This is a genomic window from Micromonospora sp. NPDC050686, from assembly GCF_040654475.1.
Lineage (GTDB): Bacteria > Actinomycetota > Actinomycetes > Mycobacteriales > Micromonosporaceae > Micromonospora.
In genome coordinates this window covers 1-5,416 of the sequence record NZ_JBFAID010000113.1, presented here as the reverse complement: position 1 = coordinate 5,416, position 5,416 = coordinate 1, and the positions used below count along the sequence as shown (strand labels likewise).

Genomic DNA, 5,416 nt, shown 5'->3' with positions numbered 1-5,416 from the left:
GTTGCCCCGGATGGGGTCCTGCGGTTGTGGGGCTTCGGATGGTGTGTGGTTGTTCTTTGAGAACTCAACAGGGTGCTATTGATAAGCCAGTGCCAATTGTTTTATACCCTGGACTGGTGGCCATCGTTTGGTGGTTGCTGGTTGGGATTCCTTTGGCAACACTTTTGTTGTCAGGATGCTGTTCGACAAGTTTTTGTTGGAGAGTTTGATCCTGGCTCAGGACGAACGCTGGCGGCGTGCTTAACACATGCAAGTCGAGCGGAAAGGCCCTTCGGGGTACTCGAGCGGCGAACGGGTGAGTAACACGTGAGCAACCTGCCCCAGGCTTTGGGATAACCCCGGGAAACCGGGGCTAATACCGAATATGACCTTGCATCGCATGATGTCTTGGTGGAAAGTTTTTCGGCTTGGGATGGGCTCGCGGCCTATCAGCTTGTTGGTGGGGTGATGGCCTACCAAGGCGACGACGGGTAGCCGGCCTGAGAGGGCGACCGGCCACACTGGGACTGAGACACGGCCCAGACTCCTACGGGAGGCAGCAGTGGGGAATATTGCACAATGGGCGGAAGCCTGATGCAGCGACGCCGCGTGAGGGATGACGGCCTTCGGGTTGTAAACCTCTTTCAGCAGGGACGAAGCGCAAGTGACGGTACCTGCAGAAGAAGCACCGGCCAACTACGTGCCAGCAGCCGCGGTAAGACGTAGGGTGCGAGCGTTGTCCGGATTTATTGGGCGTAAAGAGCTCGTAGGCGGCTTGTCGCGTCGACCGTGAAAACTTGGGGCTCAACTCCAAGCCTGCGGGCGATACGGGCAGGCTAGAGTTCGGTAGGGGAGACTGGAATTCCTGGTGTAGCGGTGAAATGCGCAGATATCAGGAGGAACACCGGTGGCGAAGGCGGGTCTCTGGGCCGATACTGACGCTGAGGAGCGAAAGCGTGGGGAGCGAACAGGATTAGATACCCTGGTAGTCCACGCTGTAAACGTTGGGCGCTAGGTGTGGGGGGCCTCTCCGGTTCCCTGTGCCGCAGCTAACGCATTAAGCGCCCCGCCTGGGGAGTACGGCCGCAAGGCTAAAACTCAAAGGAATTGACGGGGGCCCGCACAAGCGGCGGAGCATGCGGATTAATTCGATGCAACGCGAAGAACCTTACCTGGGTTTGACATGGCCGCAAAACTCGCAGAGATGTGAGGTCCTTCGGGGGCGGTCACAGGTGGTGCATGGCTGTCGTCAGCTCGTGTCGTGAGATGTTGGGTTAAGTCCCGCAACGAGCGCAACCCTCGTTCGATGTTGCCAGCGCGTTATGGCGGGGACTCATCGAAGACTGCCGGGGTCAACTCGGAGGAAGGTGGGGATGACGTCAAGTCATCATGCCCCTTATGTCCAGGGCTTCACGCATGCTACAATGGTCGGTACAATGGGCTGCGATACCGTGAGGTGGAGCGAATCCCAAAAAGCCGGTCTCAGTTCGGATCGGGGTCTGCAACTCGACCCCGTGAAGTCGGAGTCGCTAGTAATCGCAGATCAGCAACGCTGCGGTGAATACGTTCCCGGGCCTTGTACACACCGCCCGTCACGTCACGAAAGTCGGCAACACCCGAAGCCGGTGGCCCAACCCCTTGTGGGAGGGAGCCGTCGAAGGTGGGGCTGGCGATTGGGACGAAGTCGTAACAAGGTAGCCGTACCGGAAGGTGCGGCTGGATCACCTCCTTTCTAAGGAGCACCATCCGTTGAAAGACGGTATGGAGCCCGCGGCCCGCGGATGTCGGGTCGGGGTGCTCAGAGGCGGAGACGCTGGCTAGTTTTCATTCGGCAACGGCTGTGGGTTCCTAGTACGACTGATCCTTTGGGGTTGGTAGGGAACGGGATGTGCGGTGCGGCTGGGAGAAGGCGTTTTTAGCACCCTGTTGGGTCCTGAAGGAACAACCCTGTGGGTTTGTTTCTTTCGGAGACTGGTTCGGGGCCTTCGGGTTTCGTCGGTCTGCCAGGCATGGCCTGGTTTCTCATACCGCCGGCGGTTGTCGGGTTTGGTGGGAGACTGTTGGGTTGTGGGTTGGTCGTTTGTTGAGAATTGCACAGTGGACGCGAGCATCTTTGTGGTCAAGTTGTCAAGGGCGAACGGTGGATGCCTTGGCACCAGGAGCCGATGAAGGACGTGGGAGGCCGCGATAGGCCTGGGGGAGCTGTCAACCAAGCTGTGATCCCAGGGTGTCCGAATGGGGAAACCTGGCTGGAGTCATGTCCAGTCACCCACACCTGAACACATAGGGTGTGTGGGGGGAACGCGGGGAAGTGAAACATCTCAGTACCCGTAGGAAGAGAAAACAACATGTGATTCCGTGAGTAGTGGCGAGCGAAAGCGGATTGAGGCTAAACCGGCTGCGTGTGATACCTGTCAGGGGTTGCGTGGTTGGGGTTGTGGGACCCCGCTGAACAAGCTGACACTTGTTCGAGGAGTTATAAAGCCAGTTGCTAGCCGAATAGTCTGGAAAGGCTGACCGTAGGCGGTGACAGTCCGGTAGGTGAAAGCTACTGGCCTTCTGTGGGTGTTCCCGAGTAGCGGCGGACTCCTGAAATCTGCCGTGAATCTGCCAGGACCACCTGGTAAGCCTAAATACTTCCTGGTGACCGATAGCGGACGAGTACCGTGAGGGAATGGTGAAAAGTACCCCGGGAGGGGAGTGAAATAGTACCTGAAACCGTTCGCCTACAATCCGTCGGAGCCTTACGGGGTGACGGCGTGCCTTTTGAAGAATGAGCCTGCGAGTTAGTGGCATGTGGCGAGGTTAACCCGTGTGGGGGAGCCGTAGCGAAAGCGAGTCTGAATAGGGCGTTTTTAGTCGCATGCTCTAGACCCGAAGCGGAGTGATCTAGCCATGGGCAGGCTGAAGCGCGGGTAAGACCGCGTGGAGGGCCGAACCCACCAACGTTGAAAAGTTGGGGGATGACCTGTGGTTAGGGGTGAAAGGCCAATCAAACTCCGTGATAGCTGGTTCTCCCCGAAATGCATTTAGGTGCAGCGTCGCGTGTTTCTTGCCGGAGGTAGAGCACTGGATGGTCTAGGGGGCCCACAAGCTTACCGAAATCAGCCAAACTCCGAATGCCGGTAAGTGAGAGCGCGGCAGTGAGACTGCGGGGGATAAGCTTCGTAGTCGAGAGGGAAACAGCCCAGATCACCAGCTAAGGCCCCTAAGCGTGTGCTAAGTGGAAAAGGATGTGGGGTCGCATAGACAACCAGGAGGTTGGCTTAGAAGCAGCCACCCTTTAAAGAGTGCGTAATAGCTCACTGGTCAAGTGGTTCCGCGCCGACAATGTAGCGGGGCTCAAGCACACCGCCGAAGCTGTGGCATTCACATTTTAACCACGCAACGCCTTGATGTGTTGTGCAGGTGTGTGGATGGGTAGGGGAGCGTCGTGCCGGGGGTGAAGCAGCGGGGTGACCCAGTTGTGGACGCGGCACGAGTGAGAATGCAGGCATGAGTAGCGAAAGAAGGGTGAGAAACCCTTCCGCCGGATGACCAAGGGTTCCAGGGCCAGGCTAATCCGCCCTGGGTGAGTCGGGACCTAAGGCGAGGCCGAGAGGCGTAGTCGATGGACAACGGGTTGATATTCCCGTACCCGCGAAAGAGCGACCCTGACGAACCTCGTTGTGCTAACCACCCGAACTGCCGGCGGTCTTCGGACCAATGGTGGGGAGCGTGGGAACCTGGCGGGTAGTAGTCAAGCGATGGGGTGACGCAGGAAGGTAGCTGAGCCCGGCCGGTGGTTGTGCCGGGGTAAGCGTGTAGGCCGCACCATAGGCAAATCCGTGGTGCATGTAGGCTGAGACGTGATGCCGAGCCGATTCAGGTGAAGTCAGTGATCCTATGCTGCCGAGAAAAGCCTCTAGCGAGTTCTTAGCGGCCCGTACCCCAAACCGACACAGGTGGTCAGGTAGAGAATACCGAGGCGATCGGGCGAACTGTGGTTAAGGAACTCGGCAAATTGCCCCCGTAACTTAGGGAGAAGGGGGGCCGGAGACGTGAAGCCCCGCGCGGGTGGAGCGTTGTATGGCCGCAGAGAGCAGGGGGAAGCGACTGTTTACTAAAAACACAGGTCCATGCGAAGAAGTAATTCGATGTATATGGACTGACGCCTGCCCGGTGCTGGAACGTTAAGGGGACCTGTTAGCTCTTCGGGGCGAAGCGGAGAACTTAAGCGCCAGTAAACGGCGGTGGTAACTATAACCATCCTAAGGTAGCGAAATTCCTTGTCGGGTAAGTTCCGACCTGCACGAATGGCGTAACGACTTCCCCACTGTCTCAACCACAGGCCCGGCGAAATTGCATTACGAGTAAAGATGCTCGTTACGCGCGGCAGGACGGAAAGACCCCGGGACCTTTACTATAGCTTGACATTGGTATTTGAGTTGACTTGTGTAGGATAGGTGGGAGCCGGTGAAGCTCGCACGCCAGTGCGGGTGGAGGCAATCTTGAAATACCACTCTGGTTGATTCGGGTATCTAACTTCGGACCGTTATCCGGTTCAGGGACAGTGTCTGGTGGGTAGTTTAACTGGGGCGGTTGCCTCCTAAAGGGTAACGGAGGCGCCCAAAGGTTCCCTCAGCCTGGTTGGCAATCAGGTGTTGAGTGCAAGTGCACAAGGGAGCTTGACTGTGAGACTGACAGGTCGAGCAGGGACGAAAGTCGGGACTAGTGATCCGGCACTGGCATGTGGAAGCGGTGTCGCTCAACGGATAAAAGGTACCCCGGGGATAACAGGCTGATCTTCCCCAAGAGTCCATATCGACGGGATGGTTTGGCACCTCGATGTCGGCTCGTCGCATCCTGGGGCTGTAGCAGGTCCCAAGGGTTGGGCTGTTCGCCCATTAAAGCGGTACGCGAGCTGGGTTTAGAACGTCGTGAGACAGTTCGGTCCCTATCCGCCGTGCGCGTAGGATACTTGAGAAGGGCTGTCCCTAGTACGAGAGGACCGGGACGGACGAACCTCTGGTGTGCCAGTTGTCCCGCCAGGGGCACGGCTGGTTAGCTACGTTCGGAAGGGATAACCGCTGAAAGCATCTAAGCGGGAAGCTCGCTTCAAGATGAGGTATCCCACCCACTTTGTGGGGTAAGGCCCCCAGCTAGACGACTGGGTTGATAGGCCGGAAATGTAAGCCCGGTAACGGGTTCAGTTGACCGGTACTAATAGGCCGAGGACTTGACTACCAAGCTGCTACGCGTCCACTGTGCAACTCCCGACAAACGAACAACAGACCACACGTGTGGTGTTGTTTGACATGTCGATAGTGTTACGGCGGTCATGGCGGAGGGGAAACGCCCGGTTACATTCCGAACCCGGAAGCTAAGCCCTCCAGCGCCGATGGTACTGCACTCGGGAGGGTGTGGGAGAGTAGGACACCGCCGGACAAACATTCCA

The 5,416-nt window shown here is 57.7% G+C and carries 3 rRNA genes; all 3 read left to right on the top strand.

What is annotated here, in order from left to right:
• The first annotated feature begins 193 nt into the window (after window positions 1-193).
• Window positions 194-1,711, top strand: a 16S ribosomal RNA gene (locus tag AB0H57_RS32355).
• Between the two features lie 385 nt (window positions 1,712-2,096).
• Window positions 2,097-5,205 (top strand): 23S ribosomal RNA (locus AB0H57_RS32350).
• An 84-nt stretch (window positions 5,206-5,289) separates the two neighbouring features.
• Window positions 5,290-5,406 (top strand): 5S ribosomal RNA (gene rrf, locus AB0H57_RS32345).
• Together the 16S, 23S and 5S rRNA genes form the textbook arrangement of a ribosomal RNA operon.
• The last annotated feature ends 10 nt before the right edge of the window (window positions 5,407-5,416 follow it).